The 20,800-nt window shown below is 62.1% G+C and carries 18 protein-coding genes; 13 read left to right on the forward strand and 5 right to left on the reverse strand.

All coding sequences use genetic code 11. The features are described from left to right. Position 1: 1 nt before the first annotated feature. The gene (locus EQG66_RS07180) at positions 2 to 655 is read right to left on the reverse strand and encodes a hypothetical protein (RefSeq protein WP_011445844.1); all 654 of its coding nucleotides are present in this window, start codon (positions 653 to 655) and stop codon (positions 2 to 4) included. After that, positions 648 to 1,535, reverse strand: coding sequence for a DNA-processing protein DprA (locus EQG66_RS07185; RefSeq protein WP_011445843.1), 888 nt, complete (start codon positions 1,533 to 1,535; stop codon positions 648 to 650). The genes EQG66_RS07180 and EQG66_RS07185 overlap by 8 nt, the downstream gene beginning before the upstream one ends. A 418-nt stretch (positions 1,536 to 1,953) precedes the next feature. Here EQG66_RS07185 and EQG66_RS07190 point away from each other — a divergent pair, with 418 nt between their 5' ends. From EQG66_RS07190 to EQG66_RS07210, 5 genes are all read left to right on the forward strand, one after another. Beyond that, entirely contained in the window at positions 1,954 to 3,942 is a 1,989-nt protein-coding gene (locus EQG66_RS07190; protein WP_129403908.1) for a ParB/RepB/Spo0J family partition protein, read from the forward strand. 167 nt (positions 3,943 to 4,109) lie between these two features. Continuing rightward, positions 4,110 to 4,859 carry an ArdC family protein gene (locus EQG66_RS07195; protein WP_129403909.1) on the forward strand — a complete coding sequence of 250 codons (750 nt, stop codon included), beginning with the start codon at positions 4,110 to 4,112 and terminating at the stop codon, positions 4,857 to 4,859. A 156-nt stretch (positions 4,860 to 5,015) separates the two neighbouring features. Beyond that, a complete protein-coding gene (locus EQG66_RS07200) occupies positions 5,016 to 6,365 on the forward strand; it encodes a tyrosine-type recombinase/integrase (RefSeq protein WP_062061010.1) in 1,350 nt (449 codons plus the stop codon). After that, a complete protein-coding gene (locus tag EQG66_RS07205) occupies positions 6,362 to 8,149 on the forward strand; it encodes a hypothetical protein (RefSeq protein ID WP_072597918.1) in 1,788 nt (595 codons plus the stop codon). Before EQG66_RS07200 ends, EQG66_RS07205 begins: the two co-directional genes overlap by 4 nt. Before the next feature lie 38 nt (positions 8,150 to 8,187). Beyond that, a complete protein-coding gene (locus tag EQG66_RS07210) occupies positions 8,188 to 8,373 on the forward strand; it encodes a DUF3008 family protein (RefSeq protein WP_129403973.1) in 186 nt (61 codons plus the stop codon). A 138-nt stretch (positions 8,374 to 8,511) separates the two neighbouring features. Here the strand turns inward: EQG66_RS07210 and EQG66_RS07215 are convergent, their stop codons facing one another. The 3 genes from EQG66_RS07215 to EQG66_RS07225 form a co-directional block, all read right to left on the reverse strand. Then, the gene (locus EQG66_RS07215; protein WP_129403910.1) at positions 8,512 to 8,796 is read right to left on the reverse strand and encodes a hypothetical protein; all 285 of its coding nucleotides are present in this window, start codon (positions 8,794 to 8,796) and stop codon (positions 8,512 to 8,514) included. 49 nt (positions 8,797 to 8,845) lie between these two features. Then, positions 8,846 to 9,475 carry a DUF1989 domain-containing protein gene (locus tag EQG66_RS07220; RefSeq protein WP_129403911.1) on the reverse strand — a complete coding sequence of 210 codons (630 nt, stop codon included), beginning with the start codon at positions 9,473 to 9,475 and terminating at the stop codon, positions 8,846 to 8,848. 1,280 nt (positions 9,476 to 10,755) lie between these two features. Continuing rightward, positions 10,756 to 11,640, reverse strand: a complete 885-nt coding sequence (locus EQG66_RS07225; RefSeq protein WP_129403912.1) for a LysR family transcriptional regulator — start codon at positions 11,638 to 11,640, stop codon at positions 10,756 to 10,758. 101 nt (positions 11,641 to 11,741) lie between these two features. Between EQG66_RS07225 and EQG66_RS07230 the strand changes: the two genes are divergently transcribed. The 8 genes from EQG66_RS07230 (at position 11,742) to fdhF (ending at position 20,797) form a co-directional block, all read left to right on the forward strand. After that, positions 11,742 to 12,854: an S-(hydroxymethyl)glutathione dehydrogenase/class III alcohol dehydrogenase gene (locus EQG66_RS07230; protein ID WP_129403913.1), complete on the forward strand. Its 1,113-nt coding sequence runs from the start codon at positions 11,742 to 11,744 to the stop codon at positions 12,852 to 12,854. A 31-nt stretch (positions 12,855 to 12,885) separates the two neighbouring features. Further along, positions 12,886 to 13,284 (forward strand): VOC family protein, encoded by a 399-nt coding sequence (locus tag EQG66_RS07235; protein ID WP_129403914.1) that lies wholly within the window; start codon positions 12,886 to 12,888, stop codon positions 13,282 to 13,284. Positions 13,285 to 13,309: 25 nt separating this feature from the next. Continuing rightward, positions 13,310 to 14,149 carry an S-formylglutathione hydrolase gene (gene fghA / locus EQG66_RS07240; RefSeq protein WP_129403974.1) on the forward strand — a complete coding sequence of 280 codons (840 nt, stop codon included), beginning with the start codon at positions 13,310 to 13,312 and terminating at the stop codon, positions 14,147 to 14,149. A 90-nt stretch (positions 14,150 to 14,239) separates the two neighbouring features. Beyond that, positions 14,240 to 15,130, forward strand: coding sequence for a LysR family transcriptional regulator (locus tag EQG66_RS07245; protein WP_129403915.1), 891 nt, complete (start codon positions 14,240 to 14,242; stop codon positions 15,128 to 15,130). A 79-nt stretch (positions 15,131 to 15,209) separates the two neighbouring features. After that, entirely contained in the window at positions 15,210 to 15,635 is a 426-nt protein-coding gene (locus EQG66_RS07250) for an NAD(P)H-dependent oxidoreductase subunit E (protein ID WP_129403916.1), read from the forward strand. Further along, a complete protein-coding gene (locus tag EQG66_RS07255) occupies positions 15,632 to 17,149 on the forward strand; it encodes an NADH-ubiquinone oxidoreductase-F iron-sulfur binding region domain-containing protein (protein WP_129403917.1) in 1,518 nt (505 codons plus the stop codon). Before EQG66_RS07250 ends, EQG66_RS07255 begins: the two co-directional genes overlap by 4 nt. Next, positions 17,146 to 17,958, forward strand: a complete 813-nt coding sequence (fdhD, locus tag EQG66_RS07260) for a formate dehydrogenase accessory sulfurtransferase FdhD (protein ID WP_129403918.1) — start codon at positions 17,146 to 17,148, stop codon at positions 17,956 to 17,958. The genes EQG66_RS07255 and fdhD overlap by 4 nt, the downstream gene beginning before the upstream one ends. Continuing rightward, entirely contained in the window at positions 17,948 to 20,797 is a 2,850-nt protein-coding gene (fdhF, locus tag EQG66_RS07265) for a formate dehydrogenase subunit alpha (protein WP_129403919.1), read from the forward strand. The genes fdhD and fdhF overlap by 11 nt, the downstream gene beginning before the upstream one ends. The last annotated feature ends 3 nt before the right edge of the window (positions 20,798 to 20,800 follow it).

The raw sequence follows: 20,800 nt of genomic DNA on the forward strand, positions 1-20,800 counted from the left end.
CTCACAGGCCTCCAAAGGCAAGTGGATCCTCGGGAAAGACCCGCCGCGCGACGAAGAGGCCGATGATCGGAACATTCGGGAATCGGGCCGCAAGCACGGTGTGCATGGCCCGGTAATGGGTTCCGGCTGTCAAGACATCGTCGACGATACCGATTGCCTGCGGTGCCGGGGCGGCAATGGTTTCGTCGATCGAGTAGAGATCGAGCAGGTCTTCGACGGTGACGCGGTCACCTTGTCCTGCTTCGTGCGACGCGGTGGTCGAGGCAGCCTGACGGACGAGCGCGCGCACGTCGGGCGCAGGCTGGCGCATCAGCCGGCAGATGCGCTCCATGCGATCATCATATTCCGGGTGATCTGTTGCCTTCGACCCGGGCACGGGCACGAGGGTAGCACTGCCGAGCCACGCCGGGTTAAGCGCGGCGCCGAGCGCGCGGCCGCACGTGCCGATCGCTTGGCCCTTGTACCAATAATGTGGCTGGTCGGCTTGGCTGGGCTTCTTCTTGAGATTGCTGATCAGCTGGTTGGTGGCGCTGAAGGAATAGTCGCGGTGCGAGGTATATTCGTAGAGATAGTAGCACCGATCCTCGGCCGTCAGATGATAATGATCCCCGCGGCTCGTCTCATCGATCTGCGAGAGCCGGACACCGTCAACCAAGGGCGCTCCAGATGTCGTCGGGCGTCTTCACGCGCACTGCACCTTCGGCTTCGAAGCGGGCTGGCCACGTGATGTCCGTCCGCTGGAAGCAATTGTCGAGAATGAAGAGCTTGCGGCCCTGATGGAGCGCGGCGCGCGCCTGGGTCAGCGTGCCCGACGTATCGCCAGCCTCGACGATGATCGTGCCCTCGGTGAGAGCGCTCATCGTGACATTGCGCTCGGGGAAGAAAAGGCGGTTATGCTGGGGTGCTTGCTTGGCGTAGCGAAGAACCGGCACCTGCGAGATCAGCAGATGATCGCGGGCGATCTCCTCTTGCAGATCGGCATTCTCCTTGGGGTAGCAGGATCCAAGCGGCGTCCCGATCACGGAAATGGTGCGTCCACCGCGCGCGATCGCGCCGCGATGGGCAGCCGAATCGACGCCCTTGGCAAGGCCAGAGACGACCGTGAAATCGCGATCGACGAGTTCGCGAGCAAGCCGCTCGGCGCGACGGATACCGTCGGGCGAGGCCTCGCGGCTGCCGACGACGGCCACGCACCGGGTTTCGGTGATCTCCCAGGCGCCGCGATAATAGAGAAGCTCGACTGGGTGGCGCGCGTCGCGCAGCTTTGCGGGATAGTCACCGGCATGATGGATGCGGACGCCAAACTGATGGACACCGGCCTTCTTGAGCTTTGCCATCACCTCGGCCGCGCACTGCTCGGCAAGCTGGGCGGGCACGAAGTCGGACGGAAGCGCTTCGGCATCGAGCGCAAAGCGATCGGCCAGGGTTTTGAAGGTCGCCCCCTTTTCGAGCCACAGGGCCTCATAGGCGCCGAGCTCTCGGCGCGGCGAGATTGGCGCCAGCGCTGGTCCTGAATCGTTTAGGGCGAGACGCATGCTTATGCGGCCCTTGCGTCGGTTGAATATATGTGTCCCATCCAGGCTTGTCCTTCCCCTCGGTGCCAGCCTCGGCTTGACAGATGTGAAGCCAAGGACGTGCTAAGGCAAGTGAAACGTCCGCGCGCTGCTCCAGGTGCCGCGACACGAGACGAAGCGTCCTCAACAGCCGCTCAATAATGTTCTCTATTCGTTCCAAAGTCAAGGTGGGGCTTGGTCGAGCAAGTCCCTTCGCATCGGTTGGATCCATGCGAGATGAAGATGACGATCGAGAAAGGAAACGGTGGGAGGACGCTGAGGAGGAGCGCCACTAGGCGGATCTGCTACGACCGCATGAGAGGGGAGTTGGCTTTGCCCTGATTGAGCCAGTTGGGCGTCGATGGTCGATGCGCCGGGCTCACAATCAGGAGTGTATCCCATGATCAAGTCGATCCCGCTGAACAAGCTCGTTCAGTCGCCTCGCAATGTCCGCCGCCACGGTGATCCGGCAGCCGATGCTGAACTCAAGGCCAGCATCGCAGCCCGCGGCCTGCTGCAGAACCTCATCGTACGGCCAGCCGCGAAGGGCAAATTCGATGTCGAAGCCGGTGAGCGTCGGCGCCGCGCAATGCTCGCGCTCGTCGACGAAAAGATCCTCGCCCGCGATCATGAAGTCACGTGCCTCGTGCTCGAGGACAGCGCCGAAGCTGCGGTCGAGACCAGTCTCGCCGAGAACTTCCACCGTCTCGCCATGAACCCGGCCGATGAAGCCCAGGCTTTTGCCGCGCTCGTGGCTGGCAGTGCGACTGTCGAGGACGTTGCTCGCCGCTTCGGTCTAACCGTCCGCTTCGTCGAGGGCCGTCTGCGCCTTGCGACGCTTGCGCCGGTCGTGTTCGAAGCGCTGGCCTCGGGCGAAATCACCCTCGACATCGCCAAGGCCTTCGGTGCGACCTCGGACCAGGATATCCAGGCTCGCGTCTTCGATCAGGTTTCCTCGGCCTACTATGCGCCCAATCCGGATAGCATTCGGCGCATGGTCCTGTCCGACACGGTCCGGGGCAGCGATCCGCGCGCCCGTCTCGTTGGCCGCGACGCCTACATCGCTGCGGGCGGCCGCATTGAGCGCGAACTGTTCGACAACGACGACAGCGAGTCCTGGGTCGATGTTGCTTTGCTTGAAAGCCTTGCCGCCACGAAGATGGAAGAGCAGGCCAAAGCCCTCGCCGCTGAGCAGGGTCTTGCCTGGGTCAAGCCGACGCTCGATCCTTATGCCAGCCACGACCTGGTCGAAGGCCTGGTCAGGCTTCTCGCCGATCCGGCGCCATTGACCGAAGCTGAAGTGGCAAGGCTCGACGAACTCGATGCCTCCTATGACGAGCACGCGGCGATCCTTGAAGACGAGGACAGTGCCGAGGAGGCCGTAGCTGCGGCCGAAGCGGCTATCGAGGCCATCGAACGCGAATGCCAGGAAATTCGTGCCCGCCCGCCCGTCATCGCGCCGGAGCTCAAGGCCGAGGCAGGAATGGTGCTGGTGCTCTCCCGCGATGGCACGCCGGTTCTCCAGCCGGTGTTCTACGGCGAGCGTCAGGCTGAACCCGCCGAATCCGATGACGGGATCGAAGTCGTTGCAGGCGAAGAAGGTTCGGACAGGCGCCGGACCACCTTGTCGAAACGTCTGGTCGACGAACTCGCGATGCAGCGCCGCGATGTTCTGGCACTTCACGTTGCATCCGATCCCGGGCTGGCGCTTGACATCATGGTCTTCACTCTCGCCGATGCCGATACCCACGACTGGCGGGCGCGCCCTTCGACCACACTGCGCGCGCCTGTCCCGGCAGGCCCGATCATCGGCTTCGAAGCCAAGGATGCGCTGGCGAGCAGCGCGCTTGCCGAGCTCAGGTCTGGTCTCGACGAAAACTGGCGCGCCGGGCCTGATGCAACGTCCCGCTTCGATCTGTTTCGGGCGCTGCCCGATGACAGCCGCGCGGCCTGGCTCGGCTACGTCGTCGCCCGGTCGCTCGAGGCGAGCCTCAACATGACCGGTGAGCGCCAACTGCCGTTCCACGATCATCTCGGCAGTCTGATCGGCATCGATATGGCGCAGTGGTGGCGGCCGACGGCGGCCAACTACTTCGACCGGGTCTCGAAGCAGGTGATCCTCGACGCGCTGAGCGATGTCGGCGGCCTCGAGCTCTCCTCGCGCTTTGCCTCGGTCAAGAAGGGTGACCTCGCGATGAGCGCGGAACGCGTCTTCGCCGGCACCTACATCACCGAGGTCGAGGTTCGCGAGAAGGCCCTGGCCTGGGTGCCTGAGGTCATGCAGTTTGCCTCCGCTGCCACGGAGGCTGGCGAAGCCGAGATCGACGCATCTGACGCTGAGCCTGGTGTCGACGGCGAAATTCACTCCCCCCGCGAGCTGGCCGCCTGACCTCCTCCTGACAGGCAAGGCCACTCGTACCTCGAGAAGCGGTCCTTCGGCTCACGCCGGAGGGCCGCTTCCTTTTTGGGAGAAGAGCAGAGGGGGCTCGGGACCCTGTGGCACTGACCGGCGAACCCGTCGCCGATTGTCCAGATGCCGCAATCAGGAGAACCATCATGGCCTATCGCAAGGAGCAGGGCGGCGGCCTGTCGCCCGCCACCCGTATCACCCAGGAAATCATCGCCCGTCTGGAAGCTGGCACAAAGCCGTGGATCAAGCCGTGGCGCGGTGTCCCGGTCTCCCGGCCCTTGCGAGCCTGCGGGATTCCGTACCGCGGCATGAACGTGTTCTGGCTCTGGATGGTCGCCGACATGTGCGGCTACGCCTCCCCGTTCTGGATGACCTACAACCAGGCAAAATCGCTCGGCGCCCAGGTCCGCAAGGGCGAGAAGTCGACGATCGCGATCTTCTACAAGAGCTACACAAAGGAGGTTGAAACGCCTGATACCGGCGAAAAGACCGACGAAGCCCGCCGGGTGCTCAAGGCCTATCCGGTCTTCAATGCCGATCAGATCGAAGGTCTGCCCGAGCGCTTTCATCCGGCCGCGACGTTGGAACTGGTTGAGCCTGAAGGGCGCGAGGCCGACCTCGACGCCTTCTTCGCTGCCATCCCCGTTAATCTGCGCCACCAGGGCTGCGAGGCCTATTACGAGCCGACTGCCGATCGTGTCACGATGCCGCCTGTCAGTCTGTTTAACGGTTTCGATCACTACTACGCCACGCTTGCCCACGAGCTGTCGCACTGGACCGGCCATGCCAGCCGCCTGGGGCGTGATCTCAAGAACCGCTTCGGCACGGCGGCCTATGCCGCCGAAGAACTGGTAGCCTTATCTGGACAGTCTGCGCCGTCCGCAACATTGCAGTAAGGTCGGCGATGGACGCCCACGGTAGGCAGTAATCAGGCTGGCCGTAGCGCTGACCCAAGAGCTGGCGGAGGCCAGCCTGATTACTGCCGGGCCATAGAGCGCATCGGTGTGAGGTCAGCTTCCGGGTGGGGGGTCCGGGGGGAGGGTTTCGGGCCGGTGTCGATCATTACTGTTTGCGAGCGCCGCGAGGCCAAGGGTCTCGATGCGCATGTGCCGCTGATCCTGCGCGGTGACGCGCTCTATGATCCCGATCTGGATCGCTTCTTTCTCGACCTGCCGCTGTCGGGGGTCCGCTCGCGGCACTCGCTTCGCGCCTACGCCTATGATGTTGCGGTCTGGCTCCGCTTTCTCGATGCCTGCGGCAAGACCGTGTGGGCTGCGACCCGCGACGATGTCGATGCCTATCATCGTGAGCGACGCCGCGACGAGGCCGATCACCGGATCACGGCGGCAAGCTGGAACCGGGCTGTCGCCAGCCTCGATCGCCTCTACCGCTGGGGCGAGCAGCAAGGGCTGATCGCCGACGCGCCGTTTAGCCGCCGCGCCGTGTGGCGACCGGCGCAAGGTGGCCGTCGTGGCATGATCGCGGCGCGCAACGACGCCTATGAACGTGTTGCCAGGCGGTCGGATGTGCGGTTCGTCACGATGGACGACTACCACATTTTCCGCGAGGTCGGCCTGCGCGGCCTCACCCCGGACGGCACCGAGCGCCCCGGCGCTCGCGATCGCAACGGGCTGCGCAACGCTCTGTTCGCCGACCTTCTCGTCACCACTGGCCTGCGTCTTGAAGAGGCGTCGGGCCTGCTCGCCGATGAGCTTGCGGCCATCGATCACGACCACGATCAGGCTCAGCAGCTTTGGCTGCGCCTGCCGCCGCCGCTCACCAAGGGCGACCGGGGACGCAGTGTGCTGGTCCCGCGTCGGCTGCTGCGTCAGATCGCCGCCTATGTCGCCGTCGAACGCGCCGCAGGCGTGACCAAGTTCGCCGCGCGGGACGGCGCGGCCAAGCTCGAACGACCGATCCCTGTCACCCGCGCCGGTCTCGACCGCATGCGCGATGTCTGCACCCCAGAGGAACGATGCCGCCTGATCCTGTGCGACGAGGATGGACCACCCCACGAGCCGGCGGCGCTATGGCTGACCGAGGTAGGGCAGCCTGTTCGCCCCAACTCGTGGGAGGTGATCTTCACCCGTGCCTGCAAGCGGTGCGAGGAGAACGGTTTCCCGCTGTCGATCAGTCCCCACCAGCTTCGTCACACCTTCGCAGTCCATATGCTCGCCTTGCTGATCCAGCAGCGGCGGCGCGAAGCGGCATTGCCGGCGGGGCCGGTGGAGAGCTACCGGCTGATCCTGGGCGACCCGCTGCAACAGGTGCAACGTCTGCTCGGCCACGCGAGCCTCACCACCACCTATATCTACCTCGATCATATCGCGACGCGCGCCGATACAGTGGACGCGGCCGTCGAGGAGCTGCTCGCGCTGCTGCCGGGACCGCAGGGCGCATGAGCGGGCATCCCCGCAAGGGCCGGCCTGTCGCTTTCGCGCCGATCACGCCGGAGTCCGTGCAGCCCGATCCTGTGCTCGGCCTCAAGTTCACGATCGAGGCACGGCATGGCGGAACGGTCCTGATCGATATGACTGGGCTCGTTCCTCGCCCACTCGCCATCGCCTTCGCGGGCGCGCTACGTCGGTCAGCGGCGCTCGGCGGCCCCATCGGTGCGGCCAGCGTCATCAAGCAGTATGTAAATGCCTACCGCCTGTTCTTCGCCTGGCTTGGCGATGACGCGCTGAACGTGGCTGGCGTCAGCGACCTGCGCGCAGTCCATATCGATGGGTTCGCCTCCGCGCTCGAACAGCGCGGGATGGGCGCGATCCACCGGCACATAACGGTCGGCAAGATCATCAACACATTGCGCGCGATCGAGGCAGACCGGCCCGATCGGATCGCGTCCGACCTGCATGAGCGGCTGCGCTACACGCTGGCCACATCGGCGGGCCGCTCGACCCCGCGCGATGCTTATAGCCCCTTCGTCGCCCGCGCGTTGCGCGACGCCGCGAGGACCGATGTCGAAGCGATGTTCCGCCGTCTCGGCGCCGACGACCGGACCGATGAGGGCGACCCGGTCATCGCCAGCGCGCGCGCCGATGTCGAAGCGATCATCGCGCGGCAGGGCTTTATCGTCGCAGACCAGCCCGCGCTGAAGAGCCTCTATTTCATGCGCATGCGGCGCGCATTGCCGATCAGCACGCTCATCGACGACCTGCATGGCCGCCATCACCTGCTTGCGCGCGATCTGCCGGCGCTGCTCGTGTTGCTCACGCTCGATACCGGCCTCGAGCCCGAGTGCCTGAAGACGCTGACCGTGGATTGTCTCACCAACCCCCATGCCGGCACGGTGGAACTGCGCTATCTCAAGCGCCGCGCTCGCGGCGCCGAGCATAAGAGCATGCACGTCCGCGACGGCGGTGGTGGCACGCCTGGCGGTCTTATTCGTCGCCTGATCGAGGTCACGGCGACTGCCCGCACGCATCTAAACGACGATCGTATTTGGGTTTATCACAACGCTGGCGGCCTGCGGGCAGGTATCCGCCACCCGACGGAACGGATCGATGCCTGGGTGGCGCAGAACGATATTGTCGATGACGACGGCAAGCCGCTCCACCTGCTGCTCTCCCGGCTCCGCAAGACCCACAAGGCGTTATGGTACACCAAGACCGAGGGGCATATAGCCCGCTTCGCGGTCGGCCACTCGCGCGAGGTAGCGGCGCGCCACTATGCTGATCTGCCGTCGCTCCGGCCCCTGCACGAGACGGCCGTCGCCGACGCCTTCCGCGCAGCGGTCGCCGCCGCGATGCCGACCGTGCTTCCGCCCACCGCCGAGCAGGCGTTGCGCAAAGCGCCCGATCAGGCCGAGCCGCTGATGCCGCTGGCTACCGTGGGTCCGTTGCTCGACGGCGAACAGGATGTCTGGCTCGCCGCCTGCGCGGGCTTCCATAACAGTCCCTTCGCCGAGGCCGGTTCGCCCTGTGCGCAGCCCTTCTGGGGCTGCCTTGATTGCCCTAACGCCGTCATCACCGCGCGCAAGCTCCCCGCGATCCTGGCTTTCCTCGTCTTCGTCGAAGAACAGCGGCTGAGCCTGCCCGCGACCGACTGGGCGGCCAAGTTCGGCCGCGTCCATGCCCGCATCACCGCCCAGGTCGTGCCGGCCTTCTCCGATGCCGTCATCGCCGATGCGCGCCGGCAGATGGAGAGCGAGCGGCTTTATCTGCCGCCGGAGGCACGCGCATAGGGACAACGCAAAGGATTGACGCAGAAAGGAGAGGCATGATGCACGCAAAATCCAAGGCGCAGCAAAAAGCCGCAGGCGCGGCGCTTTCGGCCAAACGCGGCGATACGAAGAAATCCGCACTGAAAGGCGCCTCCAAGGACATGTTCCAGTCCATGAGCGAGGGCGAGCTCGAAGATATGGCGAGCACTCAGCGCAAGGGAAAGCCTGAACACAGTGGCGACTAAATCCCGGGATCATGTGACGTCAGGCGGTTGTCTCTCAGTGCATCCGGTAACATTTCCAAGACCGTCTCGATTGTGAGGTAGCAAACCTTCTGGCGTCTTGGATCGCGTTCGCTCGGGGACAGCGAACCGCCAGATGCATCAAACAGTTCCCTGATGAGTCGTTTCTTTTCCCCGCTCACCGGCAATCAAATAGCGGTATACGCCGACGCAATTGATGACGAGCAAAATGACGTTTTGAACGCCGATCCCTTCCGAATTCTCATCGAGAAAACCCCACGCGATCAGCGCAAGAGAGCTGGTCACGAAAATCAAGAACGCGCGTCCACTCCACAGGCGACCAAGATTTAGAGAAAGGATCAGGGCTGCAAGGGCAGCGGCACCGGCGCCATAATATTGAAGGGATGTGAGTACAAAATCGTTCATCGTATTATAAAACTCTTCAAATGTTATCCTGTTGTTGATCTTCTCAACGCTACGATTGGTCGGCTTCCGCTGGCTCATTCGGGGCTGTCGGAGGCAAGATTACTCGGTAATCTATTGGTTTGAACGAGCCGCCATTACTAGAATAGGCAGAGCATGCAGTCAGTCCGATGATGAGATCGCACTCTGCTCGCAATTGAATGAAGTCGCCCGGTCGGCTTACGGGCGGCTCTACGCTCAACCGACCCGAATTCTGGAGGGGGACATTCATGAAACAGTTAAATGCCACAGGAATCGCATCTTCACTGATCCCGTAAGGGGCCAGTGCTTGTGCGAGATTACCGAAGCATCCGTGATGAATTGGCTTGTCCGGATAGAAATGACGAAAGGTATCCACGCTACAGGGAGTCAGCAAGAAATCGTGGCGGCCGACGGTATCGCCCAGGATAGTCAGCATCTTGCGCGACCGGTTGGACCACAACACGTTGCCGGTCGTGAGGCAGATTGTCTCCTCGTAATCAAACGTGCGTCCGTTGGAAATCACCTCACCGACGTCATCTGCGGAATAGGCTAGCAAATCGGCCACTTGGCATCCGTGGGGATCAATTACCTCCAGGATTTCGCCAGAACGGAGACGAAATGCGATTCCGCTCCGGGGCGGTATCCGTGAGGGTTCAATCATTGATCCGCTCTTTTGTCCTGAAATGGGCATTGCCATTGTTCATCAACCAGCCTGCCAGAGTATTGTAGAGCCTCACGCGTCTCGATCAAAGCGATATCGCTCAGATAGCTCTGCGTTTCGATGTTCCGGCCAAACTGCTCGGCGGTAGACAGTGTACTTCAACTCCGCGACGTTCGGTCATCACTGTGCCGGTCATGGGGAGGTAAAAGGCCTGCAATTCCCACGGGGAAAATCTCGGATCGTCGATGAAGCCTGCCTAAGACGCCTATGCAACAGGCCTGCAGGTTTGGCGATCTTACCCATTGCTAGTGAGGCTATGCATCCGACCCTCTAGAATGGCGACGAAGTCATAATCCAAAGGTTGCGCCCTCACGATGCCCTTCACGACGGGCTCTACGCTGTCCGGGGACCGTCAGAGAAGTTCGTCAGGCGGATCGCTTTGGACCCGACCAGATCGCATTTTGTCCTGACCGAGCATCCCGCTTATCCAAGCTGGAACGGTGTTCAGCGAAAGGCGATCAATGTCGTTGGCAGAGTGATCTAGATTGGTTCTTAGGTGTCGTGAGTGGGAGCTACGCTGCCTGCGATATACGCCAACTCGCGCAGTCAATGCCCACTGCTTGGGGTAAGGCGAACGGTTTGCCGCGATCAAAATTCCGCTCATCGCAAACGTCCCACGATGGGGGTATTGCAGGGGGTATTTATCGCGAAACTGATAGCAGAATGACATTTTAACAGCTGCTTAAGCGAGGTTGGTGGATCCCTCCTCCGCTACCATTTATACATATAAAACAGTATCTTGCTAGGTTTTGTCAGGGCTAGATCGGATTGGTTTAGAAACTATTGTAAACCACCATGTGCTATGAAGGCAGGGTGGTTTTATCGGCTCCTGTCTGGTCTGACCCTGCCACATTCGACGCTCAACTGGGGCATGGTCACTTTTGTGCCTTCACCTGCGGTTCTCTGTCAGACAACACAGTTTTTGCAAAGCGCGCAAAAGCGAAGGAAAGCGATATCCTCCAAGTGTGGCTGCCTGATTGTATCTTCCAAGAGAATGTGTAGCGGACGCGGGTAGCTGGCTCAGCGCGACAGTCACGCCACTGGAAAGGCCGGGAATCGAATTGCGGTTAAATTTCAGCTCGGTCGAAACCCGCGATACAATGCGACGTGAGGACTGTTTATCATAAATCAACGTATCGGCATGATATTACCATGCATAATAAGTGGAAGCGGAACAAAGCTGCATTAACAAATAATCTGCATCTTTAGTTGAACAGAATCTACTGCCCCAATGCTGCCCCTAACTCTACCCTTAATATGCTAATCAGGTGCTGGACTTTGGGAAGCAAGTGCCTGCGTTGCGGATAGACAGCCCAGATCGGTTCGTCTCTAGGCCTAAACGCTTCTAGCAGAGGTTCCAAAGCACCATTTGCAATCTGTGGCAAAACATAAAATTCAGGAAGCTGGCATATGCCCAATCCAAGAAGTGCGGCCTCAAGCACAGCATCGCCACTGTTGCAGCGCCATCTTCCGTTAGGACGTACGGTCCTGCTTACGCCATCCATTTGAAAATGCCATGTAGAGGCTGTACCTCTGAGACACTCAAAATTTGCTAAGTCCTCTATGGTCTGGGGACGCCCAGCTGGTTTCAGATAATCGGGAGAGGCACACAGGTATAAACGTCTGGAGGCTATCCGGGTTGCGATCAGGCCGGAGTCCGCGAGGTTACCTGTGCGGATCGCTAGATCAAATCCTTCCGCCACCAGATCGACAATCCGATTGCTCAACTCAAGATTGACACTCAGGCGTGGAAACTGTTTTGCCATGCGCGCGACGATCGGCGCGACAAACCGCGATCCCAGAGCGGTAGAACATGTGATCCTCAACTCTCCCTGCGGTTCGCCGACGTCGGTTATCAGATCTAGCGCTTCATCCCGCTGTCTTATGAGCTCGCGGAATCGCTCGACCAGCGCGCGGCCTGTATCCGTCAGTGCAACCTTACGGGTAGTCCGGTAAAAGAGTTGCGTATCCAATCTTTCTTCTAGCCGTATGACGGCGCGGCTGACTTGGGAGGTTGAGGCGCCAAGGCGGGCCGCTGCATTTGCAAAGCTGCCTGCAGTGGCCACCGCGACAAACTCATCGATCCCATCCCATTTTTGATGCACTTGATTATCCCTTATATGCAATAATGTATTGCGGTTATAGTCGTTTATCGCGATGTTGGATATCAGCTAGTGGGATATGAAGCCAGATATGGGAGTTTTGTATGAAGACGCGTGCCGCTGTGGCCTTTGAAGCGAAGAAGCCTTTGGAGATTGTTGAGCTGGATCTGGATGGTCCGAAAGCGGGCGAGGTTCTGGTTGAGATCATGGCAACGGGCGTGTGCCACACGGACGCCTATACGCTGGACGGGTTTGACAGCGAGGGGATTTTTCCTAGCGTGCTGGGCCATGAGGGCGCGGGGATCGTGCGCGAGGTTGGCGCGGGGGTGCTGAGCGTGAAGCCGGGCGATCATGTGATCCCGCTCTACACGCCGGAATGCCGCCAGTGTAAGTCATGCCTTTCGGGCAAGACCAACCTGTGCACCGCGATCCGCGCGACGCAGGGCAAGGGGCTGATGCCCGATGGCACCAGCCGGTTTTCGTACAAGGGCCAGCAGATCTTTCATTACATGGGCTGTTCCACCTTCAGCAACTTCACCGTGCTGCCGGAGATTGCGGTGGCGAAGATCCGCGAAGACGCCCCGTTCCAGTCGAGCTGCTACATTGGCTGCGGCGTGACGACGGGCGTGGGCGCGGTGGTCAACACCGCGAAGGTGCAGGTTGGCGACAATGTCGTGGTCTTCGGTCTGGGCGGCATCGGCCTCAACGTGTTGCAGGGCGCGCGGCTGGCGGGGGCTGGACGGATCATCGGCGTTGACATCAACCCCGATCGCGAGGAATGGGGCCGCCGTTTTGGCATGACCGATTTCCTCAACTCCAAGGGGCTAAGCCGCGAGGAGGTGGTGGCGAAGATCGTCGCGCTGACCGACGGCGGCGCGGACTACACCTTCGATGCCACGGGCAATACCGAGGTGATGCGCACCGCATTGGAAGCCTGCCATCGCGGCTGGGGCACGTCTATCATCATCGGCGTCGCCGAAGCAGGCAAGGAGATATCCACCCGCCCGTTCCAGCTCGTCACCGGGCGCAACTGGCGCGGCACCGCATTCGGCGGAGCAAAGGGCCGCACCGATGTCCCCAAAATCGTAGACATGTACATGACCGGCAAGATCGAGATCGACCCCATGATCACCCACGTCATGGGCCTCGAAGAGATCAACACCGCGTTCGACCTCATGCACGCCGGCAAATCCATCCGCAGCGTCGTCGTGTTTTGAGTTTTATCCATTAATCCTAAGGAGCGTAAAGATGGCCGATTCTGTAATTTCTGGAAATGACGTGTTTTCCCACACCTGCCTTGGAGCTAGCGATCTCGCTGCTTCAACAAAGTTCTATGATGCCGCCTTGGGTGCATTGGGCATCAAGAATATGGGCCCGTTTGGCGACACCTGCGTTTTGTATGGCAAGGATAAACCAGCCTTCCTTGTGTTGAAGCCCGGCAACGGCGAGGCACCTTCGAGTAACGGTGTTACTGTAGGATTTGCGGCAGCCAGCGCCGCTGAAGTCGACGCCTTTCATGCTGCAGGTCTTGCTGCGGGAGGCACCGACGAGGGCGCAGCCGGTCCGCGCGGCCATCTGCCCGGTGCATATGCCGGATATCTGCGCGATCCCGCCGGCAACAAGATTTGCGCCTACGCATTTGTGTAAATCTTAAGGAGCCTGTTCTGCCATGATGGAACAAGTGAGCGCAAACCGCAGTCATGGCGGCACGCAGGGCGTCTATAAGCACTCCTCCTCGGCAACGGGCACGGAAATGACCTTCTCCGTGTTCGTGCCGGACCATGCGCCCGGCACGAAGCTTCCCGTGCTATGGTATCTGTCGGGGCTGACGTGCACGCATGCCAATGTGACTGAGAAGGGGGAGCTCCGTGCTGCCTGCGCACAGCACGGAATCATCTTCGTTGCGCCCGACACCTCTCCGCGCGGCGAGGGTGTGGCTGATGATCCGGACGGCGCATATGACTTTGGCCTCGGTGCGGGCTTTTATGTCAACGCCACTCAGGAACCGTTCGCGCGGCATTATCGCATGCGCGACTATATCGAGCAGGACCTGCCCGCGCTGATCGCCGAGGAGTTTCCGGTCGATATGGATCGGCAGGGCATCACCGGTCATTCGATGGGCGGACATGGTGCGTTGACCATAGCCCTGCGCAATCCGGGGCGTTTTAAGTCAACGTCGGCCTTCTCCCCGATTGTCGCGCCGATGCAGTGCCCCTGGGGGCACAAAGCGCTGGGTGGCTATCTGGGGCCAGATCGGAACGCCTGGGCCGAATATGATGCGTGCGCGCTGATCGACAACGGTGCGCGCCTGCCCGATCTGCTCGTCGACCAGGGCGAGGCCGATAATTTCCTCGGAGAGCAACTGAAGACCCATCTGCTTCAGGAAGCCTGCACACGCGCAGGCCAGCCCGCTACCATCCGCATGCAGCCCGGATATGACCACAGCTATTATTTCATCTCCACATTCATGGCCGATCATATCGCCTGGCATGCCACGCGCCTGAAACAGTAATACGGACGCCTGTTGAGCAAGAGCAATAAATAAACACTTGCGGACCCCCTTCCTTGCACCGAAGACAAGGACGGGAAGGCAGGCAGTCCGATGCAGTTCAGATACCTCCGCTACTTCGTCACTCTGGCGCAGACCCGGCATTTCGCCAGGGCCGCCAGCGCCTGCGGCGTATCCCAACCCACGCTCTCTGCCGGGCTGAATGCGCTGGAGCAGGAACTGGGCAAGAGGCTGGTGGAGCGGGACCGGAGGTTCATCGGCCTGACTGGGCACGGCGAGGCGATCCTTCCCTGGGCGCAGCAGATCGTCGGCGCGCTCGCCAGCATGAATCAGACGATCTCGGTGACCAGTGCGCATCTGGAAGGTGAGGTCACGCTGGCGGCGATCCCCGCCGCGCTGCCCTATGTGGGGATATTGGGAGACGCGCTGCTCAGGCGGTTTCCAGGTGTCTCGCTCACCGTGCAGTCTGGCACCTCGCGCGAGATAGAACGGCGGCTGCGCGCATTCGAGGTCGACGCCGGGCTGACCTATCTCGATCACGAGCCACTCACCAACATGCTCTCGATCCCGCTGTACGGGGAGCGGTTTGTCTTCGTTGCGCGTCGGTCCGAGGCGCTGGATGGACGCAACAGCATTTCATGGCAGGAAGCCGCGCGCTATCCCTTGTGCCTGCTCCATCAGGGCATGCAGTTTCGCCGCATCCTCGATGCCCGCCTTTCCCATCTGGGTTTGATGGCCGCTCCGCGCGCCAATGCTGACAGCAATGTCTCGCTGCTGGCGCTAGTCAAAGAGGCATCGTTCGCGACCATTGTTCCTGACGGCTATGCTAATCTGTTGTCGGGTCTGGACTGGGCGGTTTTCCTACCATTCGAGGAACCGGACGACCTTCAGCGGGTGGGCGTTGTGGTGGTCGACCGCGAGCCTTTGTCGCCGCTGGTTTCCGCAATTCTGACCGTGGCAAAGTCGCTCGCCGCACCGGAATGAGAGAAGATCAATAGGCATCGTCTATTGATGATTTGATATTTCTATTTGACTGAAGGGGCGGATGCAGGAACATCGGCCAATGGCAAACTCTCAGGATTTGGCGCAACTGATCGCCGCTCATGCAGGCAAAGAAGGCGCCCTGCTACCCATCCTTCATGATGTGCAGCACGCTTTTGGCTGTGTGGACGGGGAAGCGGAGGCGGCGATTGCCAAGGCGCTAAACCTCTCCCGCGCCGAGGTGCACGGGGTGGTGAGCTTCTATCACGATTTTACCCCTGCCGCCGATCTGCGCCCGCACATCGAGCTGTGTCGCGCGGAGGCGTGCAAGGCGCGCGGGGTGGAGGCGCTTGTTGACGCGGCACAGGTGGCTGCGGGCGAGCGCGTGAAACTGAAGACCGTCTATTGCCTCGGCCTGTGCAGCGTCGGCCCCGCCGCGCGCATGGGCGATGCGCTGTACGCCCGGCTGGATCAGGCGGCGCTTGTCGCCTTGGTGGAGCAAGCATGAAACGGGTTGCGCGCATTTCCGACGACGCCCTCAGCATCGCATGCGGCGCCGAGGCGGTGGCGCAGGCGTTTGAAGCCGCAGGATGCACCGTTGAGCGGGTATCGAGCTGGGGCATGCACTGGCTCGAACCCTTGGTCGAGATTGACGGCATCGGCTATGGCCCGGCGATGCCCGCCGATGTACCGGCGATGCTGGACGGCACCAGCGCCAAGTGCATCGGCAAGATATCGGATCACCCCTTCATCGCGGGGCAGCAGCGGCTGACCTTTGCGCGCGCGGGCAAGACGCGGCCCTTGAGCCTTGAGGATTATGCCACCACCGGCGGCTGGGCGGGCCTCAATCGCGCCCGCTCGCTGGAGCCGGCGCAAGTTGTCGCCGAAGTTCTGCAAAGCGGCCTGCGCGGACGCGGCGGGGCGGGCTTCCCGGCGGGCGTTAAGTGGAAAACGGTGGCCAAGGCGGCGGGAGCGCGCAAATATATCGTCTGCAACGCGGACGAGGGCGATAGCGGCACTTTCGCCGACCGGATGCTGATGGAGGGCGACCCGTTTCAGCTGATCGAAGGCATGGCGATTGCCGCTTATGCAGTCGGCGCACAGCGGGGCTACATCTATGTGCGCAGCGAATATCCGCACGCCATCGCCAAGCTGAATGCCGCGATCGAGCTTGCGGCGGGCATCATTGCGCCCCTCAGGCTCGAAGTGCGGATGGGGGCGGGGGCTTATGTCTGCGGTGAAGAAACCTCGCTTTTGAATTCCATCGAGGGCAAGCGCGGCGAGGTGCGTGCCAAGCCGCCGCTGCCCGCCTTGCAGGGACTGTTCGGCTGCCCCACCGTGGTTAACAATGTGCTGACGCTGGCCGCGGTGCCTCACATTCTGACCGAGGGCGGCGCGAGCTTGTATGACAGTCTGGGCGTCGATCGCTCCAAGGGCACGATGCCGATCCAGCTCGCGGGCAATATCAAGCATGGCGGGCTGTATGAAATCGCGTTCGGCATCACGTTGAACGAGCTGATTTACGAAATCGGCGGTGGGACGGCGTCCGGTCGTCCGGTGAAGGCGGTTCAGGTCGGCGGGCCGCTGGGGGCCTATATACCGCCGGATCAGTTTGATCTGCGCTTCGCCTATGAGGACTATGCGCAGGCCGATGCGCTGATCGGCCATGCGGGCATCGTGGTGTTCGATGAGAGCGCGGATATGGGCCACATGGCGCGCTTCGCGATGGAATTCTGCGCGGCGGAAAGCTGCGGCAAATGCACGCCCTGCCGCATTGGCTCGACCCGTGGGGTGGAGCTGATCGACCGGATCAGGGCAGGGGGCAGGGGCGTCGATGCGGTCGAGGTGCTGCCGCAGATGCATAATGCTCGCAAGACCCGGCGCAGTACCGAGGATGACATCGCCCTGCTTGAGGATCTGTGCGAGACGATGAAGTTCGGCTCGCTGTGCGCACTCGGCGGGTTCACACCCTATCCGGTGCTTTCGGCCTTGAAGCACTGGCCGGAAGATTTCCGCCCGTGACTGAGGGCGTAGCCAGCATCACGACGCGACGCAGCGCCTATAACGACGCGCTGGAGCAAGGCGAGCGCGCCATCCCCATCGAGGCGCCGGTGGCGATCGAGATCAACGGCGTGGTCTATGCCGTAATGATGGCGACGCCTGCCGATCTGGACGATTTCGTCACCGGATTCATCCTGTCCGAAGGGCTGGCCGACGCAGGCGAGATCGGGCCGGTGGAGCTGGTACGGGTTGCAGACGGCGAGGGAGTGGTCGCGCGGATCAACCTGCCCGCTGACCGTGCCGTGCCGATCATGGAGCGCGCGCGCAGGCGGCTGGGGGACAGCAGCTGTGGGCTGTGCGGGGTGGAGAGCATAGAGGCGGCGCTACGCCCCCTGCCCAAACTCACCACTCCATCAACCGCGACGCCGCAAGCGATCCGTAACGCGCTGGCCGCGTTGCACGATGCTCAGCCCCTGAACGCGCTGACCTCCGCCACCCATGCTGCCGCCTTTGCGCAGGCCGACGGTGCGCTTGTGCTGGTGCGCGAGGATGTCGGCCGCCACAACGCACTCGATAAGTTGATTGGCGCGCTCGCTCGCGCAGGTGAAGATGCGTCGCTCGGTTTCATCGTGATGACATCGCGCTGCTCCTACGAGCTGGTCGAGAAGGCGGTCCGCGCGAATTGCCAGCTGCTGGTGACGATCTCCGCACCGACAGACCTTGCTGTACGCCGGGCGAAGGCGGCTGGACTGGCCTTGGCCGTGGTCGCTCGAAATGATACTATGCTATGGGTGACAGGCCCACAAATGGAGGCCGCATATGGGCTATGAACCGCAGGCTGATTTCGGAACGCCGGAAGTCCTCTCTGAGATCACAGTGACGCTGACGATAGACGGGCGCCCCATCAGCGTTCCGGCGGGCACGAGCGTCATGCGCGCGGCAGCGGAAAGCGGCGGCTCCATCCCCAAGCTCTGCGCCAGCGACAATCTGGCCGCATTCGGCTCCTGCCGGCTGTGCCTCGTTGAGGTGGACGGCATGCGCGGCACGCCCGCAAGCTGCACCACGCCGGTAGCGGAGGGCATGGTGGTTCACACCCAGACGCCCCGGCTGCAAAGGCTGCGCAAGGGTGTGATGGAGCTATATATCTCCGACCACCCGCTCGATTGCCTGACATGCAGCGCCAACAACGACTGCGAGCTTCAGGATACGGCGGCGCAGGTTGGTCTGCGTGATGTGCGCTATGGCTATGAAGGCGCGAGTCATCTTGGGCTGGGTGTTGACAGCTCCAACCCCTATTTCGATTTTGACCCGTCCAAGTGCATCGCCTGCTCGCGCTGCGTCCGCGCGTGTGACGAGGTGCAGGGCACATTGGCGCTGACGATGGACGGGCGCGGCTTTGCCAGCACCATTAGCGCGGGGCAGAGCGCAGATAATTTTCTCTCCAGCGAGTGCGTGTCCTGCGGCGCCTGCGTTCAGGCCTGTCCTACTGCGACCTTGCAGGAAAAGGCGGTGAAGGAGATCGGCAAGCCGGAGCGCGCCGTCATCACCACCTGCGCCTATTGCGGGGTCGGCTGCACCTTCCGCGCCGAGATGCGCGGCGAGCAATTGGTGCGCATGGTGCCGTGGAAGGATGGCAAGGCAAACCGTGGGCACAGCTGCGTCAAAGGGCGCTTTGCCTGGGGTTATGCCCATCACAAGGACCGCATCACCAGCCCGATGATCCGCGAGAGCATCGACCAGCCCTGGCGCGAGGTGAGCTGGGACGAGGCGCTGAGTCATACCGCCACACGTCTTAACGCGATCAAGGCGCAGCATGGCGCGCGGGCGCTGGGCGGTATCACCTCGAGCCGTTGTACCAACGAGGAAACCTTCCTCGTGCAGAAGCTGGTGCGCGCAGGGTTCGGCAGCAACAATGTGGATACCTGCGCCCGCGTGTGCCACTCGCCCACCGGCTACGGTCTCAAGCAGACCTTCGGCACTTCGGCGGGCACGCAGGATTTTGACAGCGTGATGGATGCAGACGTCATCCTGCTGATCGGCGCGAACCCGACGGACGCACATCCTGTCTTCGCCAGCCGCATGAAGCGACGGCTGCGGCAAGGGGCAAAGCTGATCGTCATCGACCCCCGCCGGATCGATCTGGTACGATCGCCCCATGTTGAGGCGGCACATCATCTGCCGCTGCAACCGGGCACCAATGTCGCGGTGCTGACCGCTATGGCGCATGTGATCGTGACCGAAAAGCTGGCGGACGAGGCGTTCATCCGTGAGCGGTGCGATTGGGACGAGTATCAGGATTGGGCCGCGTTCGTCGCTGACGAGCGCCATAGCCCTGAAGCGCTGGAAGCCGTAACGCGCGTTCCCGCCGCTGACCTGCGCGCGGCGGCGCGGCTCTACGCCACCGGAGGCAACGGCGCGATCTATTATGGCCTCGGCGTGACCGAGCATAGCCAGGGCAGCTCGACCGTGATGGCGATCGCCAATCTCGCGATGGCGACTGGCAATATCGGCCGCCGGGGCGTGGGCGTGAACCCGCTACGTGGCCAGAATAATGTGCAGGGTGCTTGCGACATGGGCAGCTTCCCGCACGAGCTCTCCGGCTATCGTCATATTTCGGACGGTGCTACCCGCGCGCTGTTCGAGGCGGACTGGGGCGTCGCTCTCGACCCCGATCCGGGTCTGCGCATCCCGAACATGCTCGATGCCGCGGTGGATGGCAGCTTCCGCGCGCTCTATGTGCAGGGCGAGGACATCCTGCAATCCGATCCCAACACCCACCATGTCGCGGCTGGTCTCAAGGCGATGGACCTCGTCATAGTCCACGACCTGTTCCTGAACGAGACGGCTAACTACGCGCATGTGTTCCTGCCCGGTTCCACCTTTCTGGAGAAGGACGGCACCTTCACCAATGCCGAGCGGCGCATCCAGCTCGTCCGCAAGGTGATGGAACCGGCCAATGGCATGTCGGACTGGCAGGTGACGCAGGCGCTTGCCAACGCGATGGGTTTGGGCTGGAGCTATTCTCACCCACGCGAGATCATGGACGAAGTCGCACGCCTCACGCCGAGCTTTGCAGGCGTGTCGTTCGCGCGGCTGGAGGAGGCGGGGTCGTTGCAGTGGCCGGTAAACGCCGCCCACCCGGATGGCAGCCCGATCATGCACGAGGATGGCTTTGTACGCGGGAAAGGCCATTTTGTCGTCACAGACTATATCCCGACCGACGAGCGCACCGGTCCGCGCTACCCGCTGTTGCTCACAACAGGGCGCATCCTTTCACAGTATAATGTCGGCGCGCAGACGCGGCGGACCGAGAACAGCATCTGGCATGACGAAGACGTGCTAGAAATCCACCCGACAGATGCCGAAAATCGCGGCCTTAATACCGGCGACTGGGTGCGCCTCGCCAGCCGCACCGGCGAGACGACACTACGCGCGCTGGTGACGGACCGGGTCGCGCCCGGCGTCGTATATACGACCTTCCACCATCCGAGCACGCAGGCCAATGTCGTCACGACGGACTATTCCGACTGGGCCACCAACTGCCCGGAATACAAGGTGACGGCGGTGCAGGTGGCGCCCTCCAACGGGCCATCAGACTGGCAGCGGGACTATGACGCTCAGGCGCGCCAGTCACGCCGTATCGCGGGTCATGCCGAGGCGGCGGAGTAATCG

The organism is Sphingobium fluviale (genome assembly GCF_004122115.1).
Taxonomy (GTDB): domain Bacteria; phylum Pseudomonadota; class Alphaproteobacteria; order Sphingomonadales; family Sphingomonadaceae; genus Sphingobium; species Sphingobium fluviale.

Excerpts from the sequence above, each read along its gene's own strand:
- EQG66_RS07215 (WP_129403910.1), bottom strand. The coding sequence starts at position 8,796 with ATGAACGATTTTGTACTCACATCCCTTCAATATTATGGCGCCGGTGCC.
- fdhF (WP_129403919.1), top strand. The coding sequence starts at position 17,948 with ATGGGCTATGAACCGCAGGCTGATTTCGGAACGCCGGAAGTCCTCTCT.
- fghA (WP_129403974.1), top strand. The coding sequence starts at position 13,310 with ATGGAACAAGTGAGCGCAAACCGCAGTCATGGCGGCACGCAGGGCGTC.
- EQG66_RS07230 (WP_129403913.1), top strand. The coding sequence starts at position 11,742 with ATGAAGACGCGTGCCGCTGTGGCCTTTGAAGCGAAGAAGCCTTTGGAG.
- EQG66_RS07185 (WP_011445843.1), bottom strand. The coding sequence starts at position 1,535 with ATGCGTCTCGCCCTAAACGATTCAGGACCAGCGCTGGCGCCAATCTCG.
- EQG66_RS07250 (WP_129403916.1), top strand. The coding sequence starts at position 15,210 with ATGGCAAACTCTCAGGATTTGGCGCAACTGATCGCCGCTCATGCAGGC.
- EQG66_RS07195 (WP_129403909.1), top strand. The coding sequence starts at position 4,110 with ATGGCCTATCGCAAGGAGCAGGGCGGCGGCCTGTCGCCCGCCACCCGT.
- EQG66_RS07210 (WP_129403973.1), top strand. The coding sequence starts at position 8,188 with ATGCACGCAAAATCCAAGGCGCAGCAAAAAGCCGCAGGCGCGGCGCTT.
- EQG66_RS07235 (WP_129403914.1), top strand. The coding sequence starts at position 12,886 with ATGGCCGATTCTGTAATTTCTGGAAATGACGTGTTTTCCCACACCTGC.
- EQG66_RS07255 (WP_129403917.1), top strand. The coding sequence starts at position 15,632 with ATGAAACGGGTTGCGCGCATTTCCGACGACGCCCTCAGCATCGCATGC.
- EQG66_RS07245 (WP_129403915.1), top strand. The coding sequence starts at position 14,240 with ATGCAGTTCAGATACCTCCGCTACTTCGTCACTCTGGCGCAGACCCGG.
- EQG66_RS07190 (WP_129403908.1), top strand. The coding sequence starts at position 1,954 with ATGATCAAGTCGATCCCGCTGAACAAGCTCGTTCAGTCGCCTCGCAAT.
- EQG66_RS07205 (WP_072597918.1), top strand. The coding sequence starts at position 6,362 with ATGAGCGGGCATCCCCGCAAGGGCCGGCCTGTCGCTTTCGCGCCGATC.
- EQG66_RS07220 (WP_129403911.1), bottom strand. The coding sequence starts at position 9,475 with ATGATTGAACCCTCACGGATACCGCCCCGGAGCGGAATCGCATTTCGT.